The 2,358-nt window shown below is 42.4% G+C and carries 3 protein-coding genes; all 3 read left to right on the top strand.

Annotated features, from left to right (window positions below):
- Positions 1 to 437: 437 nt before the first annotated feature.
- The 3 genes from Q1A48_RS20985 (at position 438) to Q1A48_RS20975 (ending at position 2,196) form a co-directional block, all read left to right on the top strand.
- Positions 438 to 1,094: a DUF6058 family natural product biosynthesis protein gene (locus Q1A48_RS20985; RefSeq protein WP_299948765.1), complete on the top strand. Its 657-nt coding sequence runs from the start codon at positions 438 to 440 to the stop codon at positions 1,092 to 1,094.
- A 47-nt stretch (positions 1,095 to 1,141) separates the two neighbouring features.
- Positions 1,142 to 1,417: a DUF1971 domain-containing protein gene (locus tag Q1A48_RS20980; protein WP_299948763.1), complete on the top strand. Its 276-nt coding sequence runs from the start codon at positions 1,142 to 1,144 to the stop codon at positions 1,415 to 1,417.
- A 314-nt stretch (positions 1,418 to 1,731) separates the two neighbouring features.
- Positions 1,732 to 2,196 carry a GNAT family N-acetyltransferase gene (locus Q1A48_RS20975; protein WP_299948761.1) on the top strand — a complete coding sequence of 155 codons (465 nt, stop codon included), beginning with the start codon at positions 1,732 to 1,734 and terminating at the stop codon, positions 2,194 to 2,196.
- Positions 2,197 to 2,358 lie beyond the last annotated feature (162 nt).

The raw sequence follows: 2,358 nt of genomic DNA, 5'->3' as shown, positions 1-2,358 counted from the left end.
TTTTGGCGCAGAATGCCGCATAACTGGCTTTTAATACAGTCTGTATGTATTGACAGTGCGCACGTGTATCTACTATTATAAGCTAAGCTGTCGCGAAGTATGCGCAGCGGGACCATACCCCCCCTTCGAAAGCCCCGCCTGGTTAATCCGACGGGGCTTTTTTATGGCTGTAGTTTGGGTATGGGCTATTCGTAATGTAATTGGGATAAGGTGTTGATCAACGCCAAACCCGATGTATACTGTAATAAGATAAATGCCAGTAAGGCAAGATTTGGATAGAGGCAGGGCGTTTTTGTAGAGACTGCTAGATCTGCTTCCGGCCCACGCTCTTCGACCCATAGAAGGTGTAGTCACGGTCAATAAAGACCGGTTAAAGCCTTGTGACACACTTTTAACAGGCGCACATTGGTTGCCGTGTAGAGGGGTATTTGATAATTATGGAGTTGGTTAGGTATCTTTTTGATAATTTTTACACCAAAAATCAATTGCTCGATAAAGCTAATGTTGACGAAGGGAGGCTTCTGGAGCTTCAGGATCTGGAAGTAATGCCTAGAGCCTCGTATAGTCTTGAGATTAGTATTCAATGCGACTCTTTCTTTGGGGCATACGAGGCAAGTGAAAATTCAGAATTTTACTCTAGAGGTTATTTGTCTTGGGTAAACATTTTGCTCTCTTTGGAAAAAGTTGAGGATGCCAAGCAAATATTCAAAGACAGATACTGTCAACAACTGGAGTCTTTGAGAGAAGACGGAATTTATTCAAACAATCCAAAATTAAACAGTGAGTTAGAGCTGACACTTGACAGTGAGTGGAAATATTTTCTTGATGGTACCTATGGCTTATGTACAAAAAATGGCCTTCCAGAGCAGATAGCCTCAAAAGAAATTTCCATACTCATCGCCAGCGATTTTTTAGACTGCGGTTTAATTGATGGTCAAGGCAGAAAAAAGCTGATAAAAATAATAGATCTTCTCGACGACGTAAGCTCATATTTTGCACCACATGAACGAGCAAGTAGCTCAAGGCAGAAGTATATTAATGAGCTACGGTTAAGGTACGATTTAATAAGTTTATCTGGTAAAGGGAACCCCTAATACTTGTCTTTACTCGGAAAATAGCAATCAAGATAATGGTGGTCAAGATGAAAGAATTGCCAAAGTCAGTTAAAAGCTATAAGCGGACGCCTGAGTTTTCAAGCGAAAGTATTCCCCAGGGACTGTTGCGCGCACACAAAACAAAGGAAGGCACGTGGGGTAAAATTATACTTTTAAAAGGCAGCCTCCGTTATCGTATACTTGAACCTGAAATTGAAGAAATTGATCTATCACCAGGGAAATATGGGGTTGTTGAGCCAGCAATTTTACATGAAGTAGAGCCGCTTACAGAAGTCAGTTTTTACGTTGAATTCTACCGCTAGTTCATCGTATAAAAAATCTAACCATGTCCGCCTACGGATGGCCTTACAGTTTACGGCTTTACCTTTCTTCTACAAGTATTGCAGGGGTGCGCTGAGTGATCACCTGGCTCCAGTATGTAGAGTCTGGCTGGTTGGAGTGTCAAAAAAATACTAACAAACTCAGCAGGTTAAAACCCTTGACTTTCCGTGCACCACGATGGTATAAAAATCCTAACATGCCTTTTTTGCGCATTGCAGGATAAGAACCCGCTATTTGGCGGGTTTTTTGTTTGGAGTGAAAGCTGTGCCGGTAGTTGAGTAGGAGGATATAGCTAATGGCAAATGAGATTATAAAAGCAACCCATGAGCTCAGTGAAGAAGTCGCTGACTTGGTGACAAAGCTACTTCGCGATCTTGTTGGTCATAAGTGGGAAATAGATCCTGTGAAATTGACGTCTGCTGCGAGGAAGCTTTTGTCTGAGGAGAGTGGATTCCATGCTTTCCTATATCAGGTTGAGGGTTCTTTTGTGGGGGTCATCACTATCTCCAAGTCAGCAGCTATATATGCCGGTGGCTATTATGGTGTGATTGAAGAGCTTTATGTGGAGCCTGAATTTCGGTCAAAATCTATTGGAAAGGCGTTACTGGATGAGACAGTCAGTTTTGCCAGGGAGCAGGGTTGGCCACGACTAGAAGTTAGCACACCCAAGAAAGAAAATTGGCAAAGAACGATAGATTTTTACCGGAGGGAGGGGTTTTCAAATACCTCTGTTGGAGAAAGGCTTAAGTTGGAGCTATAAAATAAAAGAAACAAATGACAAATAGTGTGGATGACTTTTAGCCGGTCTGGGCACATAGTTTTAGAGCCCAAATAATTTCTCAAGCGAGGGTGTTCAAAACTCTGTGTCAGCCAAGTAGCCTCATAGGCTGATATATTTCTCCAGGCGATCTGGGAAGTGGAT

The organism is uncultured Microbulbifer sp., assembly GCF_947489355.1.
GTDB lineage: Bacteria > Pseudomonadota > Gammaproteobacteria > Pseudomonadales > Cellvibrionaceae > Microbulbifer.
Note: the sequence above shows the minus strand (reverse complement) of the source record. Positions and strands in the feature narration are given on the sequence as shown.

Bases quoted from the DNA above. Each gene is read 5' to 3' on its own strand.
- Q1A48_RS20980 (WP_299948763.1), top strand. From the start codon at position 1,142: ATGAAAGAATTGCCAAAGTCAGTTAAAAGCTATAAGCGGACGCCTGAG.
- Q1A48_RS20975 (WP_299948761.1), top strand. From the start codon at position 1,732: ATGGCAAATGAGATTATAAAAGCAACCCATGAGCTCAGTGAAGAAGTC.
- Q1A48_RS20985 (WP_299948765.1), top strand. From the start codon at position 438: ATGGAGTTGGTTAGGTATCTTTTTGATAATTTTTACACCAAAAATCAA.